Consider the following 15,552-nt stretch of genomic DNA (forward strand, 5'->3'; position numbering starts at 1 on the left):
GCAGGCGCCCCGCCCGCTGCGCGCTGTCGCTGCGATGGGGTAAAATCTCAGCGTCCTCACCGAGATCCCCACGGAGCGCGAGATTCCATGAAAGCGGCACGCATCGGCCTCACCACCCTGCTTCTCCTCACTCCAGGCTTCGCGGCCACGGCGCACGCTCAAGCGGCTGCCGTTGAAGCGGCCGCTGAAACCGCCGATCGCGCCGCAGTGATCGCCGACGGCATCGAGTACCTCCGCACCGCCGGCCAGGCCGCAGACGGCACGTTCACCATCCAGGCTGGCCCCGGGCTCACCGCGCTCGCGCTCACCGCCCTGCTCCGCAACGACGTGCCGCTCGACGATCCGATGGTCGTAAAAGGCTTCAAGGCGCTCGAAGGCTTCGTCAAACCAGACGGCGGCATCTACGGCAACGGCCGCATCAAGAACTACGAAACCTGCGTCGCGATTCTCGCCTTCACCGAAGCGAACGCCGACAAGCGGTACGACAAGATCATCGCCGATGCGAACAAGTTCGTCCGCGGCCTGCAGTACGGCGTCGCGGCCGGGCAAGAAGACCAATCGAACGTCTGGTACGGCGGCGTCGGCTACGGCGGCCCCGAACGGCCCGATCTTTCGAACACCAGCTACCTGATCGACGCCCTCAAGGCGGTCGACGCTCCGGACGACGACGAAGCGATCCAACGGGCGCTCGTCTTCGTCTCACGCTGCCAGAACCTCAAGAGCGAATACAACGAAACCGAGTTCGCCGGCAAAGTGAACGACGGCGGTTTTTTCTATGTGATTCCGACCGAAAAGGTCGATCCCTCCGAGGACGAAAGCTACACGGCCGACGGCGGGCTGCGGAGCTACGGCTCGATGACCTACGCCGGCTTCAAGAGCCTCGTTTACGCCGGCCTCACGAAGGAAGACCCGCGCGTGAAGGCCGCCCTCGAGTGGATCGGCAAAAACTACTCCGTCACCGAGAACCCGGGCCAAGGCTCGGCCGGCCTCTACTACTACTACAACACGTTCGGCTCGGCGCTCGACGCCGCGAACCTCGACGCAGTCGTCGACGCCGCGGGCAAGTCGCACGATTGGCGGGCCGACCTTACCGCGGCGCTCGCGAAGCAGCAGAACGACGACGGCTCGTGGGCGAACGCGAACCGTCAATGGTTTGAGAACGACAAGAACCTGGCGACGTCGTTCGCGCTATTGGCGCTGTCGCACTGCAACGACGAAACGAAGTGAATGAACCAGAGCAACCAGTGACCGCGGAACCAGCTCGCCGTCGATCGCTGGCGAGCGTCGGTTTCTCGTTGCTCTGGGCGCTGAACGTCGCGCTGTTCGTCGGCGCCGTGGCATGGATCGCCTACGATCCGGTCGTTGCGCGGCACTTGGCTTACGAGCAAGATCGTCTCGCCACAGCTAATCGCGTGATCCTTCACGACCTCGGCCACGCGAGCGTTCCCGCCGAACCAGTGGCGACCGACAGCCCGCATGCACGCGCGCTCACGATCATCGTCGTGCTCGCGGCGGCGGGCGTCGTTGCCGTTGGCCTTGCGTTATTGTTCGGCCCGCAGCGCCATCGGCGGCTCCGCTCGTGGCTCGCGTTTACCGCGCTCGTCGCCGCGTGGCTGGGGCTCGCCGTCTCGTGGCGCGACGTTGCCTGGACCGGTCAGCGCTACCGACTCGGTCGCGAAGTCGCCGCCATCGAACCAATCGCCGCCGCCCTCCGCGAGCGCTGGCCCGAAGCTGACGGTCACGAGATCCCCGGCCTCGGCCCCTACATGGCGTACCCGCCGGCGGGCCCGCGGATGCTGATGCTGCTCCACCAAGTGCGCGCCCCTGGGGCGAGCAATTCGATCTCGGCGATCGAACGCTCCGACGCCGGCGGACTCCGCTTCGAACTCGCCGACGGCGACGCCGGGGCGTGGCTCGAATGGCACCCCGCCGGCGAGCAGCCAGCGTCGTTCACGGGCGGCCTGCAAGGAAGCTACGAGCTCGTCCGCTCCAGCAACCTCGGCGACGGCTGGTTCCTCGCCCGCTACCGCGTGCCGAGGACGTATGGTCAGCCCCCGAGATAGGACTGAACCTCGCTAAGCATTCAAGCTCGGCGACGCCCTCTTACTAGCGTGATAAAAGATGCTCCAACGACGCCCAAGATCGCTGTCGTGGGCTCGGGAACTCCTTGAACTGGCGCTGGACTTGCAATGATCGACGACGGGATCGAGTTGGCAAGCGAAACAGGACTGCTCAACATGCTATCGCTTAGAGTAACCCGCAACTCCGCCCCAAGATTGAATGCGTACATATTGATTCCCAGGGGATGGTAGCCCTGTGGAATATTGCCGGAAGGAATGCTCGGGGGGCGTACCACCCCACCAGATTCCCCGGCATTCGCCGACGCTGCGTAGCTGACCGCAACAGCCAGAAAAAACACGCTCACGAGCCCAGACTTCATCGGAGTATCCACGCTAGAGATGTTGGTGAACGGTGAATCCGCGACTAGCTGCCTAGGCTATCACCATCAAAGACGACCGTCAAATACGTTGCAACCAACCCAAAAACTATCGAGATGCGAGCAGCCGAAAGCTGCCCAGCGAGCCCAGTCGTACCGCTCACGCTCACATCTGCTTGAGAAGGACGGAACCGCGAATCACTCGAATTCTCGCTAATAAAAACGCGGAACAGTTTCCTCGCATTCGCGCCAATTCGCGGGATTCGAGGTCAAAATTCCTCCCCTCCGCTGCGCCGCAGCATCTGGACGCCGCCCCGCCCCAACCGGCACAATTAGCGTAGCCGCCCCATCCTGGCGGCCGGCCGGAATCCGCGGGCAACTTACCCTGCCGACCGCCGGCGCCGTCTCGTCACGCAAGGCATATCGTAGTAAGGCAAATTATCGCCGCCGGCGCCTTCCGCGTCGCGGCCGAATCGATCAACACATCAGCCACCACTGAACGGACTCCAAGGTTCTTCCGCCATGACTCACCGTACCACGCTCGCCTCGCTCCTCATCGCGACGATTGCCCTCTTTGCGATTGTCTCGCCACTCTCCGCCAAGCCGAACAAAGAGGGCGGGGACAAGGCGAAGGCCGCCGACTCCAAAGAAGAGTCTGATGACGCCGGCAAAGAAGATGAAGCGAAGAAGGACGACGAAAAGAAAGCCGACGGCGAACCAGTTGTCACGCACGGCACGGTGACGATCGACGGCAAGGAAATCGCCTACACCGCCACCGCCGGCAAGATGCTGATCAAGAGCGACGACGGTACGCCGAAGGCCCACGTCTTTTACGTCGCCTACACGAAGGACGAGCCGAAGTCGGAGAAGTCCGAGAAGGCCGCCAAGAACCGCAAGAAGAATAAGAAGGAAAAGAGCGACGACGAAGGGGAAGGCGAAGAATCAGAAGGCGAACCACAGTCTGATGACGAGAAAGATGCCGCCGATGACGCTGCCGAAGACGACGCCCCGAAAACCAACCGCCGCCCGATTACCTTCGCCTTCAACGGCGGCCCCGGCAGCTCGTCGGTCTGGCTCCATCTCGGCATGCTCGGCCCGCAGCGCGTGAAGCTCGACAGCGACGCCGGCACGCTCCCGCCGCCCCACGAGTTGATCCCCAACGAATACTCGCTGCTCGACGTTACCGACATCGTCTTCATCGACCCGGTGAGCACCGGCTTCAGCCGTCCCGCGAAGGGCGAAGACAAGAAGCAGTTCCACGGCTACGACGAAGACATCCGCAGCGTCGGCCAGTTTATCCACGACTTCACGACGAAGTACGGCCGGTGGGGTTCGCCGAAGTTCCTGCTCGGCGAGAGCTACGGCGGCATCCGCGCGGCCGGCCTCAGCGGCGAACTGCAAGACCGCTACCACATGTATCTCAACGGCGTCGTGCTCGTCTCGGGCGTCGTCGACTTCCAAACGCTGATGGCTTACGGCAACAACGACGTCGCCTACGCGTTGTTCATCCCCGGCTACGCCGCGACCGCTTGGTACCACAAAGCCCTGAGCGACGACCTGCAGAAGCAAACGGTCGAGGAAGTCGCCGCCGCTGCCGAGAAGTTCGCCGCCGGCCCCTACCTGCGGGCGTTGATGGCAGGCGATTCGCTGCCGAAGGAGCGTCGTGAAGAAATCGTCGCCCGTATGTCGGAGCTAACCGGCCTCTCGGAAGAATACATCAAAGCCTCGAATCTCCGCGTTCCGATGGCCCGCTTCGGCAAAGAGCTTCTCCGCAAGCAAGGCAAGATCATCGGCCGCTTCGATAGCCGCTACTCGGGCCTCGCCCTGGACGAGGTCGAGTCGACGACCGATTACGATCCGAGCGCCTCGGCCGTGTTCGGCGCGTTCACCTCCGCGCTGAACGAGTACCTCCGCGGCACGCTCAAGGTCGAGGAAGATCGCGTCTACGAAATCCTCACCGGCAACGTCCACCCGTGGGACTATAGCGAGTTCACTAACCGCTTCGTCGACGCCTCGAGCACGCTCCGCGACGCGATGATTCAGAACCCCTATCTAAAGGTGTTCGCCGCGACGGGTTACTACGACCTCGCCACGCCGGCGTTCGCGATGAAGTACACCCGCGACCACCTCAACCTCGTTCCCGCCGTCCGCGACAACTTCGTGATCGACCACTATCACGGCGGGCACATGATGTACGCCCATGAGCCGTCGCTGGCGAAGCTGCGCAAGGACTTGGTAAAATTCTACGACTCGGCCCTCTCGAACGTGCAGAAGGAAATGGCCGAGGCGGACAAGCGATAGCACCAGGGCTAGTTAATAAATACTTAAACACAGAGGACACAGAGAGCACAGAGAAAAGCCCGGCAAAGCAACTTCTTCTTCGTCTTCTCTGTGTCCTCTGTGCTCTCTGTGTTAAACGCATTTCTTAATGGTTTGCCATGCGCATCGCGATCTTGTGTTTTACGGCAATTGCTTGGCTGGCATGTTCTAATCTACGCGCAGACTCGCCGAACAAACCGCCGAACATCATCCTGATCATGGCCGACGATCTCGGCCGCGGCGAACTTGGCTGCTACGGCCAAACGAAAATCAAAACGCCGCGCATCGACGCACTCGCCCGCCAAGGGATGCGGTTCACCGATTTCTACTCCGGCTCGCCCCTGTGCGCCCCCTCGCGCTGCGCGCTGATGACCGGCCGCCACACCGGCCATAGCTTCATCCGCGATAACGGCGAATCCGGCCACTGGGATTGGGTTGCGGAGAAGTACGACACCCCTTTCACCGGCCAGCGCCCCATTCCCGACGAAACGGTCACCCTCGCTGAGCTCTTGCACAGTCGCGGCTACGCCACCGCCGCCACCGGCAAGTGGGGACTCGGCCACTACGGCACGACCGGCTCGCCGACGACGCAAGGTTTTGATCTCTTCTACGGCTACTATTGCCAGCGACACGCCCACAACCACTACCCTGCGTTCCTGTGGCGCAACGGCGAGAAGGAAACGCTGGAAGGCAACACGGGCAAAGATGCGCTCGGCGCCATCCACTCGCACGACAAGTTTCTTGAAAACGCCAAGACTTTCATCCGCGAATATCGCGACGGTCCGTTCTTCCTCTACATGCCGGTGATCATCCCGCACCTCGCCATCCAAACGACCGAGCAGGAACTCGCCAAGTACGACGGCATGCCGGAGTCGCCGCACAAGAAGCAGAGCCACTATGCCGAGCATCCTCGCTCTCACGCCGGTTACGCGGCGATGGTGAGCCAACTCGATACGGGCGTCGGCGAGATCGTCGATCTCGTCGCCGAGCTCGGGCTCGATGACGACACGATCATCCTCTTCACCAGCGACAACGGCCCGACCTACGACCGCGCCGGCGGCGCCGACTCCGACTTCTTCGATTCCTCCGCTGGCCTCCGCGGCCGGAAGAAAGAGGTGTACGAGGGGGGCATCCGCATTCCGCTGATCGCCCGCTGGGCCGGCAAGATCAAAGCCGACAGCACCGAAACCGCCCCCGCGGCGATGTGGGATTTGCTACCGACGCTGTGCGACGTCGCCGGCGCCCAGCCCCCGGCCGATATCGACGGCATCGACCTGCTGCCGGTCCTCCTCGGCAAAGCGCAGCCCCAGACCGATCGCGACTTCTACTGGGAACTCCCCAACAACGGCGGCGTCCAAGCCGTCCGCCACGGCAATTGGAAGGGCGTCCGCACCGGCCTCCTCGCAGGCCCGCAGTCGTGGCAGTTATACGACCTCGCCGCCGATCCCAAGGAAACGACCGACGTTGCCGCCGAGCATGCTGATGTGGTCGCCAAGATCGACGCGATCGCCCGCGAATCGCACGTGCCGTCGAAAGAGTTCCCCTTCCCGACGCTTGACGCGGCAAACTGATTTGAAACCGCTGGTGAACGCAGTGGCGGTCGAGTGCATTCTGCGCGATAATTACCTCGCCGGCCTCAGGATAGGCCGCCGTACTCGCCACGCCCGCCGATTCGTTCCATGCCGCAAGCCACCGCCCCCCCTGCCCCGCTCAACAACGGCCTGACGATCGTCGACGGCGCCTACCAAACGCCACCCGGACGCGCGTCGGCCATCGGCCGGCTTCTTCCTTCGTCGTTCTTCTACCCGCGGCTTTATCGCAACATCTTCCGCTCGAGCGCCATCGCCCGCCGCGGCGGCTACGACGACCAGGCGTGGATCGATACCAGCTCGCACATCCTCCGCTCGCTCGAGTGGGTCGGCTTCAAGTTCGACGTCACCGGGCTGCATCACATCGCCAACGTCGAGGGTCCCTGCCTCATCGTCGGCAACCACATGAGCAGCCTGGAAACGGGCGTCCTCCCCGCGCTCATCCGACCGATCAAACCGGTGACGTTCGTCGTGAAGCAAGCGCTGCTCGATTACCCCGTCTTCCGTCACGTGATGCGCGCTCGCAAACCGATTGCGGTGACGCAAACCAACCCGCGAGCCGACTTGAAGACGATGCTCACCGAAGGCGCCGCGAAGCTCGCCGAAGGAACCTCGATCATCGTATTCCCGCAAGGCGCCCGCCGGCCAACCTTCGATCCGACGACGTTCAACTCGATCGGCGTGAAACTCGCCGAGCGTTCGAACGTACCGATTATTCCGATGGCGCTTCTCACCGACGGCTGGCCCCTCGGCTGGCCGGTCAGCGACTTCGGCCGCCTGCAACCGACCCGCACGGCCCACTTCGCCTTCGGCGAGCCGCTGCGGGTCACTGGCCGCGGCGCCGACGCCAACGCCACCCTCATCGACTTCATTCAGACCCATTTGCGGCAATGGGGCTTTTCTGGGATCGAAGCTCCGCGAACCTCGGGCTGAGCTACGCTTGCCGAGCGGCGGGTCGCAAGCATTCTTTCTTGTAACAAACTGACCGCGCGCCGCGCTTCCTCCGTAGTAGCGCTATCCGTCCCAGGCACACTTGGAGTTCCCCATCATGCTTCGCAAATCGATCCTCGGCTTGTTCGTCGTCGCCGCCGTCGCTGGCTTGGCCAACAGCGGTTCGGCCAACCCCATCAGCAAAAACAACCCGTATCGCAGCTTCAACATCAGCGGCGTCAACTACGGGTCGATGAACTGGGAACGCTCGCACGGCAACCGTTCGTCGTCGCGCAGCTTCCGCTCGGGCGGCATGTTCCGCGGCCGTTAAGACTTCGCGCGAATATTTACTCACGCCGAAAGGCGGATCCCGCTCGTCGGGATCCGCCTTTTTTGTTTCTGCAAACTCTCCCTACGAGACAGTTTGTCATCCTGCGCAGGCTCTACTTGCGTGATTCCACCACGCCAAACCTCTGGCGACGCTGGTAAACTGCCCAGCGCACGGAAGCTCGGTCTCACACCAACTTCCGCATCATTTTGCCGCCGCCAATTTTCATAACCCTTTGCAGCAGCGGCCCTTACTTCTCTCCGCCAAGACCACGCAAAAAAAGTGCGTAAGGTTTTGGCACGATTGGTGAAGTTCTTAGTAGCGGAACTTCTCGACGCACTCCTCCCAGCATTTCGCCGCGGCCCTGCGCCCGATCCCTGCAATGGACGACGCCAGCACAATTTCCACCGCCCAAGCGCGGCAGTTGAGCATCTTGTGGACGAAAGCCCACCCGATCGTCTCGACGTATTTCCGCGCCTCGCTGTGCGACTTCCATCAGGCCGAAGACCTGCTGCAAGAAACCGCCGCCGCCGCCGCGGAAAACTTCACCAACTACGACCCCAGCCGGTCGTTCACCGCCTGGGTGCTCGGCGTCGCTCGCAACAAGCTGCTGCAGCACCACCGCACCCACGCCAAGGATCGCCACGTTTTCGACGACGACGCGATTCTGAAGCTCGCCGACGTCTACGCCGACATGGAGTCGGAAATCTCGGCGATGCACACGGCGCTCGAACGCTGCATCGAACGCGTCGACGGTCGCCCGCGGAAGCTCCTCGAAATGCGGTACGTCCGCGAACTGACGCCGCGTAAGATCGCCACGATGACCGGCATGAACTCGAACGCCGTCTCGGTGATGCTCCACCGCGTTCGCCGCGCACTTCGCGATTGCATTGAACGCCAAACCTCCGCCCAACCCGGCCCGCGGCCTCTCTAACGAACCCTCCATGCGCGACTACGCCGAACTGCTGAGCGCCTACTTCGACGACAACCTCACGGTTGCCGAGGCCGAGGCGCTGCGCGATTGGCTGCGGGCAAGCCGCGCCAATATGCGGACGTTCGTCCGGGCTTCGGTGATCCACAGCCGCCTCCGCGACGTGATGATGCAGCACGACATGCGGAGCCTCGTCTTCGAAGGCGCCTTCGGCGATACCATCGATCCCGACCATATCGCCAGCCTGCTCGACGAAGAAGAAGCGACCTCCAGCCGCCGCGCCATTGAAGCTGAGGAACAGGCCGAGCGCGCCGCAATGGCTGAAGCTCGCCGCGCCGAGCAACTCGATCGCAAGTCGCTCCGCATCGAAGAGCCGCGTTTCCCGCACCTGCAGGTTTACGCCGCCGTGGCCGCCGTCGCCGCCGTGCTCCTGTTAGCGTTCAATGCGTTTGCACCGACCGCATCCTCGACTGTCGAACCAGTGGTTGCCGAGGCGCCCGTCGCCGGACAGCTGCCGGTGATCGCCACTGTCGTGAATGCGTTCGACGCCCGACTGCGGCGCGACGACTCGTCGATCGCCGTGGGCGCGGAGCTTTCCTCCGGCCCGCTTGTCGTCGAACGAGGCGTCGCCGAGTTGCGATTTACTTCGGGCGTCTCGATTGTCGTCGAAGGTCCGACTGAAATCGAAGTCTTGACGCCCGATCGCGCGAAACTCGTCAACGGCCGCGTCGTCGTGCGGGTGCCGCATGAAGCGTTGGGCTTCACCCTCCACTCTGCGGCCGCGTCGTTCATCGATCTGGGAACGGAGTTCGGCGTCGAGGTGCTCGAATCGGGCCGGGCGAGCATCCACGTGCTCGACGGCGAGGTCGCCTTCGTCGCCGGCAAGGGAGCCAAACCAAGCCGTACGCTGCAACGCGGCGTCGCCGCTGAGCTCAGCATCAAAGGCACTGCCGAAGACGTTGCGTTCGACGAACTAAAATTCGTCCGTCGCGTTCCGGCCTCGGCATACGAGTTGGCCGTCCTCAAAAGCCGCCCCCTCGCCAGCTGGCGACTGGGGAACGTGCAACCGAATGAGACGCTGAAATGCGAAGGCCAATTGGCGCTCGATTCAATCGTCAACCCAGGCATCTTCCCCGTCGATAATCGAGAACGCGGCCTCTCGCCGCCGGCTCCCGCCGTCGTCGCCCAATTCGAAGGCGATCACGACGGCATCGACGTCGAGGAAGACAAAGCTCTCGGCGGCGTCGCCAACTTGACCTACGAGGCATGGGTGCTGCCGCAGGCCGGGGTCGGTCCGCAGCGAATCTTCTCCACGTTTGATCGCCCCCGCAGCGGCATGGCGCTCGGCGTCGTCAACGGAGGTTGGTACCAGTTCGGCGACGACGACCTTCGTTTGCACTTCACCGTCTACGGCAAGTACGACTGCGTGTCGGCCGCGCACCTTGAGCCCGGAAAATGGGTCCACGTCGCCGCCACGGTCGACGCCGCCGGCACGCCGCTGCTGTATTTGAACGGTTCCCCCGCCGAACTTCGCTTCCGCCCGCTCGACGTCGTGGAAGAGAACAACTCGCAAGACATGGATCCGCTGGATTTCCTCGCCCAACAAGATCGCCAAGCGAAAAAAGCGGCAACGCCCGTCGAATGGCTCGCGACGCGCGAAACTCCGCTCGGTTTGGCGACCGCGGGACGCGCTCGCCTTGGCCGCAACCCCTCCAGCGCCAACGGCGACATCTCGCCGGAACGTTGGCAAGGCCAGCTGGCGAGCGTCGCCGTCTACGACCGCGTGCTCAAGCCCGAGGAGCTCAGCCGGCACTTTGCGGCGACCAAAGACACCACGACCGATCACAACAACGGCCGAGAGTTGGCGGATGCGAACGCATCTCAGCCGGCTCCGGGCAAATCGACGCCATGATTGGCCAAGCTACCGGAGATTTGACGACGAACAATCGACGCCGTCCCTCGCCCGAATCGAGCTGGGGGGCAGTTCGCCCAGGCGGGGGCGGCGTTTAGCAACCATCTTGTCTAAGCCGATGCGATCTCGCCTCGGCAAGTTCTTGAAGCAGACGATCCAGGCACAATTCTTGTCACGCAAATTCGAGTCATTTATTCACGATTGAGGGAAGCACGATGTCGATGCAACGATTGAAGTTGGGATTGCTCGCCTCCGCCGCGGTGATCTTGGGCGCCTCGAGCGCCGCCGCCCAAACCCCTGGGTTCTTTACCGGTTTCGAGGCCGAGGTCGGTCCCGGCAATCCGGTCGCCTACACCACAGGCTCGCTGATCCTGCAGGATGGTTGGGATCTTGGTTCCGCCGCACGTTCTCCGCGCGTGCAAACGGCCGCCGAAATTGCCGCTGAACTCACGACGGCGGGCCTCAACGTCGGCCAGACGACCCACAGCGGCAACAGCGCGCTGCTCGTCTCCAAAGAAAACATCAACGTCGAATCGAGCGGATACTTCGTCCGCGACGTCTTCACTGGCTTGGAAAGCGAAACCAAAGTCACCGTCAATTTCTGGGCGCGGCCGCTGACCTCGGGCCTCGGCGCCGATCCCGCCGGCACGCCTGCCGGCAACAACAAAACGATCGGCGAACGTCAAGGCAACATGTTCATCGGCATCGCCGACAACACTGAAGTCCGCGCCGCCGCCGTCCGCTTCGGCGTCGACACGTCGGGGGCCGACCCCTACACCAACGTGCTCGAGCGGCACATCGACTTCGCCAGCGCCAGCGCCGGCGCCGCCGTGTGGGTCAAGTCGGGTCAGCTCTGGACAGCCGATTCGTGGTACAACTTCAAGTTCAAGATGGACTACACGACGAAGACCTACGATTTCTTCGTCAACGGCGTCAAGGCGAACGCCGATCCGATCCGGTTCTACAATGAAACGTCCACCGCGGCTCAACGCTTCTTCGTCTCGCGCGGCACCAACCAGGCCGGTTCGATCATCGACGACATCAGCGTGATGCCGACGTCGGCGGTGCCTGTCACCCCTGGCGATTTCAACGCCGACGGCCTCGTCAACGGCGCCGACTTCCTCCTCTGGCAGCGCGACACCACTGTCGGCAGCCTCGATGATTGGAAAGCTAATTTCGGCGCCAGCTCAACCGTAGCGATCGGGGCCGTTCCAGAACCGGCCGCCGCCGCTCTCGCCGCCCTCGCGGCGATCGGCCTGGGCGTCGTCGGTCGCAAGCGCCGCTAAGCGCGGCAACCCTCTCCACCTGGGAAGGCCGATCGAGAGTCGCTCACGCGGCCCTCGATCGGCCGACCTTGCTGATCTGTTCTTGATTTTCGTCGATTTGGAATCTGCCATGAAACGTCGTCCTCGCCAGCCGTCCCTCGCTCGACTCGGCTTCACGTTGGTTGAGCTGCTGGTCGTCATCGCCATTATCGGCGTGCTCGTCGCGCTGTTGCTGCCTGCGGTGCAAGCGGCGCGTGAAGCGGCCCGTCGTTCGCAGTGCGTCAACAACCTCAAGCAGGTGATGTTGTCGATGCACAACCACGAATCGGCGAAGCGCGCGTTTCCGTCAGGCGGCGTGAGCCCTTGGCCGTACATCGAGGACTTCCTCACCGATTCGAAACCGGGGGTTTCAAACACCGGCACTTCTGGCTCGCCGCTAGGCCCCGATCGGCAAGGTTTGAGCTGGGCCTTCCAAACCCTTCCCTATCTAGAAGGCCAAGCGACGTACAACATCAAGACGACCGCGCAGCTTGAGCAATCCGACGTGCCAATGTACCACTGCCCGTCGCGACGCCCTCCCACGCGTGCGTTGGGCACCGGCCCCTACCTCATGGACTACGCGGCCGCCGTGCCGCTCAACACGGCTGCAGAAATGGGAACGCTCTACAGCACCGCCATCCAGCTTTCGCCTGACTGGGGGACGAAGGGCTGCCAGTTGCAGCAAATGTGGGGCAGCAATGGCGGCGGACCGCGGTTCATGATCGGCGGCGACGGCACGCCCACGATTGACCAAGAAACAACCAGCGGCTCAACCACCTCCGCCACGCTCGCCGGCAAAAGCAAAGGCTATTCCCCGGCCATGGGCGTCATCGTCCGTGCCAACTACTGCGCGCTCTGCGGCGATGGTAAACGGAACACGGGCTTCTACACCCGCGTCAGCTTCAATCAAATTCCCGACGGATCGAGCAACACCCTCGTCATTAGCGAGAAGCGGCTCGAACCGCGGCTCTACGACGGCGGCGCCGGCCACGACGATCGCGGCTGGTCGGACGGGTGGGACTTCGACACCTTACGCAGCACGATCTGCGTGCCCGACTCTGATCAAGACTACGAGCCCCCCTCCAGCGGCGGCTCCAACCCCAAAGCGGGGGCAGTCGCCTATTCCTTCGGCTCCGCTCACGCCGCCGGAATCGCCGGCGGGTTCGCCGACGCCTCGGTGCGCACCATCGGCTACGGCATCGACGTCGTGGTGTTCAACTACCTCGGCCACCGGGCGGATGAGCAGAACATCGATGCGGGGAACCTTCAGTGAAAAACTGTAGCGTTCGTCTCTGTCTCGCTTCGCTCGCGATCGGCGTTGCGACTCTCGCTGGCTGCGGTGGAAGTTCCGGCGGCGGAAAGGTGAAAGAGCACGCGCACGCCCGCGCGATTACCTCGCTCTACTTCTCTGCCACCTCCGCGCTCGGCGGTCCTCCCGCCAACGAAGCGGCGTTCAAGGAACAGATCGCCAATGTGAAGCCAGACCTGAGCATCCTCGACGTCGGCAGCATTGATGAGTTATTTGTCTCCGACCGCGACGGGCAGCCGCTCGTCATCAACTACGGCCCCGCGGCGAAGGCCAACGGCGGCGTCGTTGTTTACGAGCAGACCGGCAAAGACGGCATCCGCTTCGTCGGGAATACGAGCGGACAGGTCCAAGAGGCCGACGCGGCTCTATTCGCCAAACTCGTTCCCAAACCCGCGACGCCCTAGCAATTGCCAGTTTGCAGGCGCCAACGCAGGCTGTCCTTAAACGTCGCCATTGTGCGGCAGCCCGCATCCGCAATCGACGGCTTAACCGCTGTCACGACGCCGACGCCCGCCCCAATTGCCATTGCCTCGCGCCGCCCGGCCTGAAAAAATCCTCCGCCCGCAGGCCGACAGGGGCCACCCCCCTGGCCTGCCGACTCTTCTTCCGGAACGAGAAGTGCGGAGCTGATTTTTCATGAGCCGAGTTTTCACCTGGACCGCGTCCACTGCACTCGCCGTCGGACTCTTGCCGGCGGCCACTCAAGCAAGTTCCGTCTACGCCGAGTACCACGCCGGCCCCACGACCTCGACGAGCACCCCTGCCAAAGTGTGGAGTCCCGAACTCTGGGGTTGGTACGACCTCAACAGCGGTTCCATCGGCCCCGCCGGCGCCGGAACGGTGAACACAGGCGGCTCCGGCCTCAACGCCTGGCGCGTGACTGATCAACGCGCTTCGCTGCCGAATTCGATCTACGTTACCGATTTCCTTTCGCCCGACCTGGCGAGAATCGCCGTCAACGGCTGGCGAATGAGCAGCACCATCCGTTACGTCAACGATTTCGGCGGCGGACCGAACCTGGGCATGTCGGCCTTCCTCGGCGGACGCGCCTATCACATGATGCTCGACCTCACCGCCAGCGGCGATCTCCGCGTCACGCTGCATGACGAGACGACGCGTTCGTATCAAATCACGAACAACGGGCTCGGCACGGCCGCACTCCATCGTTTTCAGTTCATCAACACGCCGCAAGCGGCGACGGTCGCGCTTTCCGTCGACGGCGTCGTCCTCGACAGCACGTGGGACGGAATTCTGCTCGCCAATCACCCCAGCAATGTTCAGTGGGGCAATAGCGATCAGGCGGGCGTCAACCTCGGCGTGGCCGACTATCAGGAAGTCTTGTTCGAGATCGGCCCGTTCACCGAGTCGCGCGGCGACTTCAACGGCAACGGCGTCGTCGACGGCGCCGATTTCATGATCTGGCAGAATTCTGCGTCGCAGCCGTTCGATCTCACCGCCGACGCCAACGGCGACGGCCGCGTCGATGGCGCGGACCTCGCGGTGTGGAAAACCAACTTCGGCACGCGCTCGACGACGGCAACCGTCAGTGAAGTCCCTGAGCCGGTGTCGTCGGTGCTACTCGCAGTCGGCGGCCTCGCTGGCGTCATGACGCGGCACTCGCAACGACGCCTCTAGCCCCGGGCTCCGCCCGGGGGTAACCTCACGCGCGACGAACGAAATCAAATCCTGGGGTCCCCTCCCCTTGAAGGGGAGGGTTAGGGAGGGGTGACGGGAGCGGGTACCAGGGTTCCACCCCGTCCCCAGCCCTCCCCTCAAGGGGGAGGGAGCCAGAGCATTCAGCCAGGCGCAGCTGGCAGTTGAATAAGATTTGAGCCCAATGGCTGGAGAGGCAATGACTGCGCTGCAGCTTAATGCGTAATGCAAGGCCCGCGCGCCGGCCACGGCGTATACAGCGGACACGGCTCCGACTTCCGGCACGGGCCGCACGGACCGCACAGCGGCTTCGGAAAGTTGCACGGCATCGGCTTCGCACAGTAGTCGTCGCACGTGCAGTCGTAGCACGGGTTCGGACAGGGCATCGGCTTCGAGCAGTAGCAATCGGGGCAGCACTTGTAGCAGCAATCGACGCACGGCATCGGCTTGCCGCAGTACGGCGGGCAGAGGCAGCGATAGTTCGGCGTGAACGGAACTCCAACGTCGGCTGGCTGCATCACGGCCGGTTGGTTCACCACCGGAGGCGCCGCAGGGGCGACAGGAGCAACTGGGGCTTCAGGAGCAACCGGCGGCGCCGGCTGCAGCAACGCCACGCGTGGTTGGCTCGATTCCTTCCGCATGATCGACGATTCGTTCCGCCGCAGCGGGCTTCGCTCGGCGCTCGCCTTCAACACCAGCGTCGTCGTCGGCTGCTGCAGCGTGATCGGCTCCTCGCCGTACGCCCGCCGCCCGGCCGCCGCCACGGCGATCGTGAGCGCCAAGATCGCCAGCACCGCAGCCCGCGACTTCATGATCGATTCAATCGACATACGCAACGCT

Annotated in this window: 13 protein-coding genes; 12 read left to right on the forward strand and 1 reads right to left on the reverse strand. The window is 63.4% G+C overall.

The window, feature by feature from the left end:
* The first annotated feature begins 87 nt into the window (after window positions 1-87).
* The 12 genes from PLANPX_RS24065 to PLANPX_RS24120 all read left to right on the forward strand — a co-directional run bounded on the left by PLANPX_RS24065 (window position 88) and on the right by PLANPX_RS24120 (window position 14,694).
* Window positions 88-1,227, forward strand: a complete 1,140-nt coding sequence (locus PLANPX_RS24065; RefSeq protein ID WP_232536229.1) for a prenyltransferase/squalene oxidase repeat-containing protein — start codon at window positions 88-90, stop codon at window positions 1,225-1,227.
* A complete protein-coding gene (locus PLANPX_RS24070) occupies window positions 1,224-2,063 on the forward strand; it encodes a hypothetical protein (protein ID WP_152101180.1) in 840 nt (279 codons plus the stop codon). Before PLANPX_RS24065 ends, PLANPX_RS24070 begins: the two co-directional genes overlap by 4 nt.
* Window positions 2,064-2,959: 896 nt before the next feature.
* The gene (locus PLANPX_RS24075; RefSeq protein ID WP_232536230.1) at window positions 2,960-4,738 is read left to right on the forward strand and encodes a S10 family peptidase; all 1,779 of its coding nucleotides are present in this window, start codon (window positions 2,960-2,962) and stop codon (window positions 4,736-4,738) included.
* Window positions 4,739-4,875: 137 nt separating this feature from the next.
* On the forward strand, window positions 4,876-6,327 hold the full coding sequence (locus PLANPX_RS24080) for an arylsulfatase (RefSeq protein WP_152101181.1): 1,452 nt from the start codon (window positions 4,876-4,878) through the stop codon (window positions 6,325-6,327).
* Between the two features lie 108 nt (window positions 6,328-6,435).
* Window positions 6,436-7,278, forward strand: coding sequence for a lysophospholipid acyltransferase family protein (locus tag PLANPX_RS24085; protein WP_152101182.1), 843 nt, complete (start codon window positions 6,436-6,438; stop codon window positions 7,276-7,278).
* Window positions 7,279-7,393: 115 nt separating this feature from the next.
* Window positions 7,394-7,606 carry a hypothetical protein gene (locus PLANPX_RS24090; RefSeq protein WP_152101183.1) on the forward strand — a complete coding sequence of 71 codons (213 nt, stop codon included), beginning with the start codon at window positions 7,394-7,396 and terminating at the stop codon, window positions 7,604-7,606.
* 379 nt (window positions 7,607-7,985) lie between these two features.
* Entirely contained in the window at window positions 7,986-8,537 is a 552-nt protein-coding gene (locus PLANPX_RS24095) for a sigma-70 family RNA polymerase sigma factor (protein ID WP_152101184.1), read from the forward strand.
* Between the two features lie 10 nt (window positions 8,538-8,547).
* On the forward strand, window positions 8,548-10,446 hold the full coding sequence (locus PLANPX_RS24100) for a LamG-like jellyroll fold domain-containing protein (RefSeq protein ID WP_152101185.1): 1,899 nt from the start codon (window positions 8,548-8,550) through the stop codon (window positions 10,444-10,446).
* A 215-nt stretch (window positions 10,447-10,661) separates the two neighbouring features.
* Window positions 10,662-11,732, forward strand: coding sequence for a hypothetical protein (locus PLANPX_RS24105; protein WP_152101186.1), 1,071 nt, complete (start codon window positions 10,662-10,664; stop codon window positions 11,730-11,732).
* Between the two features lie 109 nt (window positions 11,733-11,841).
* Complete coding sequence (locus PLANPX_RS24110) at window positions 11,842-13,023, forward strand: DUF1559 domain-containing protein (protein WP_152101187.1); 1,182 nt, start codon at window positions 11,842-11,844, stop codon at window positions 13,021-13,023.
* Window positions 13,020-13,463 (forward strand): hypothetical protein, encoded by a 444-nt coding sequence (locus PLANPX_RS24115; protein ID WP_152101188.1) that lies wholly within the window; start codon window positions 13,020-13,022, stop codon window positions 13,461-13,463. The genes PLANPX_RS24110 and PLANPX_RS24115 overlap by 4 nt, the downstream gene beginning before the upstream one ends.
* A gap of 232 nt (window positions 13,464-13,695) precedes the next feature.
* Window positions 13,696-14,694 (forward strand): dockerin type I domain-containing protein, encoded by a 999-nt coding sequence (locus PLANPX_RS24120; RefSeq protein WP_152101189.1) that lies wholly within the window; start codon window positions 13,696-13,698, stop codon window positions 14,692-14,694.
* Between the two features lie 233 nt (window positions 14,695-14,927).
* Here PLANPX_RS24120 and PLANPX_RS24125 read toward each other — a convergent pair whose 3' ends face one another.
* The gene (locus PLANPX_RS24125; protein ID WP_152101190.1) at window positions 14,928-15,542 is read right to left on the reverse strand and encodes a hypothetical protein; all 615 of its coding nucleotides are present in this window, start codon (window positions 15,540-15,542) and stop codon (window positions 14,928-14,930) included.
* Between the last annotated feature and the right edge of the window lie 10 nt (window positions 15,543-15,552).

It is taken from the genome of Lacipirellula parvula (assembly GCF_009177095.1).
GTDB classification, from domain to species: domain Bacteria; phylum Planctomycetota; class Planctomycetia; order Pirellulales; family Lacipirellulaceae; genus Lacipirellula; species Lacipirellula parvula.